At 36.3% G+C, this 1,432-nt stretch carries 2 protein-coding genes; one reads left to right on the top strand and one right to left on the bottom strand.

Annotation, left to right across the window (positions count from 1 at the left end; all coding sequences use genetic code 11):
• Positions 1 to 66: 66 nt before the first annotated feature.
• On the bottom strand, positions 67 to 717 hold the full coding sequence (gene lepB, locus H5072_RS19390) for a signal peptidase I (RefSeq protein ID WP_182694502.1): 651 nt from the start codon (positions 715 to 717) through the stop codon (positions 67 to 69).
• Positions 718 to 901: 184 nt separating this feature from the next.
• Between lepB and H5072_RS19385 the strand changes: the two genes are divergently transcribed.
• Positions 902 to 1,402: a fasciclin domain-containing protein gene (locus H5072_RS19385; RefSeq protein WP_007582534.1), complete on the top strand. Its 501-nt coding sequence runs from the start codon at positions 902 to 904 to the stop codon at positions 1,400 to 1,402.
• Positions 1,403 to 1,432: the final 30 nt, after the last annotated feature.

The following is a 1,432-nucleotide window of genomic DNA, read 5'->3' as shown; positions in this document are numbered from 1 at the left end:
AAAAAATATATAAGTAAACTGCCTAAATAGGCAGTTATATTTTAACTATAAAATTAATCATCTTTTTTAATTGAGCTTTTTCAATACGCGGTCTTTTCTTGGTAGGTAATAGTTATCGTAATCAAGTGAGACTATAACGCGCTCTGCTTTTCCTAATAACTCATTACGCGGAATTAAACCTATTACACGCGAGTCAGCGCTATTGTCGCGGTTATCGCCCATTGCTAAATAATAATCATCAGGAATTGTAATTGCGTCAAAGCCCGATAAACGTGAAGGAATATTTGCCACTCTTATCGAATGCGCTAATCCGTTTAAATCTTCGATTTTATCAAGCGAGTCTATGTTGCTTTGCTGATCTGCATAATTAAGTCTTTTACCATTAATAATGAGCTCATTATTTTCAAGCGCAACGGTGTCTCCTGGCACACCAATTACACGTTTAATTAAACGGTTATCGGCAGTTTGTGAGTCAAAAACAATAATATCACCGGTTTGTGGGTCCGCTAGTTTAAGTAGTTTTATATGCGTAAATGGGACACGAATATCGTAGGCCATTTTATCGGTAAGTATTCTGTCACCTTCTTGAATTGTTGGTTTCATTGAGCCTGTTGGCACTTCGTACCAATCGGCTACAGCGCTTCTAAATACGCTCATCAGTGCAATAAATACGATAAGAGAGCGGTTGTTTTTCCAAAACTTATAAACTAATTTCATGCCTATTCCCTTCAATTGAACAAGTCTTTAATTAAGTAACTGTTTATATGACTTTGCTATTTAGCTGCAGTTCAATCAATGATGTAACAAAACATGTTGACTACTAATTTTAATTGATCGATTAAATTTAGAGCGTCGTAACATTTAACGAAACCAACGGGTATTAACTTAAAGGAAAAATAAAATGTTTAAGAAAATTACTACTGCATTATTGTTTACAACTGCAAGCCTTGGATTTACTACAATGGCTTATGCTGATCATCATGGTATGAAAAAAGACGTTGTTGAAGTAGCCGTTGAAAATGGTTCGTTCACTACTCTTGTTGCTGCTGTTAAAGCCGCAGGTTTAGTTGAAACACTGCAAGGTAAAGGACCCTTTACTATTTTTGCACCAACAGATGCTGCATTTTCTAAATTACCTGAAGGCACTGTAGAAATGTTACTCAAGCCTGAAAACAAAGATAAGCTAACGGCGGTATTAACTTATCACGTAGTGTCTGGAAAAGTGATGGCAGCCGATGTAATGAAGGTAGATAGTGCGAAAACACTACAAGGCCAATCAGTTATGGTTAAAGCCGACAGCATGGGCGTAATGATAAATGACGCTAAAGTTGTAAAAGCTGATGTAAAAGCAAGCAACGGCGTAATTCATGTTATCGACACAGTACTACTTCCAAAAGAGTAGTCATAAAAGAATAAGCCAACTAAAAAAGCA

Origin of the sequence: Pseudoalteromonas sp. SR45-5 (genome assembly GCF_014163565.1) — a bacterium.
Classification (GTDB): Bacteria; Pseudomonadota; Gammaproteobacteria; order Enterobacterales; family Alteromonadaceae; genus Pseudoalteromonas; species Pseudoalteromonas distincta.
Note: the sequence above shows the minus strand (reverse complement) of the source record. Positions and strands in the feature narration are given on the sequence as shown.

Bases quoted from the DNA above. Each gene is read 5' to 3' on its own strand.
- lepB (WP_182694502.1), bottom strand. From the start codon at position 717: ATGAAATTAGTTTATAAGTTTTGGAAAAACAACCGCTCTCTTATCGTA.
- H5072_RS19385 (WP_007582534.1), top strand. From the start codon at position 902: ATGTTTAAGAAAATTACTACTGCATTATTGTTTACAACTGCAAGCCTT.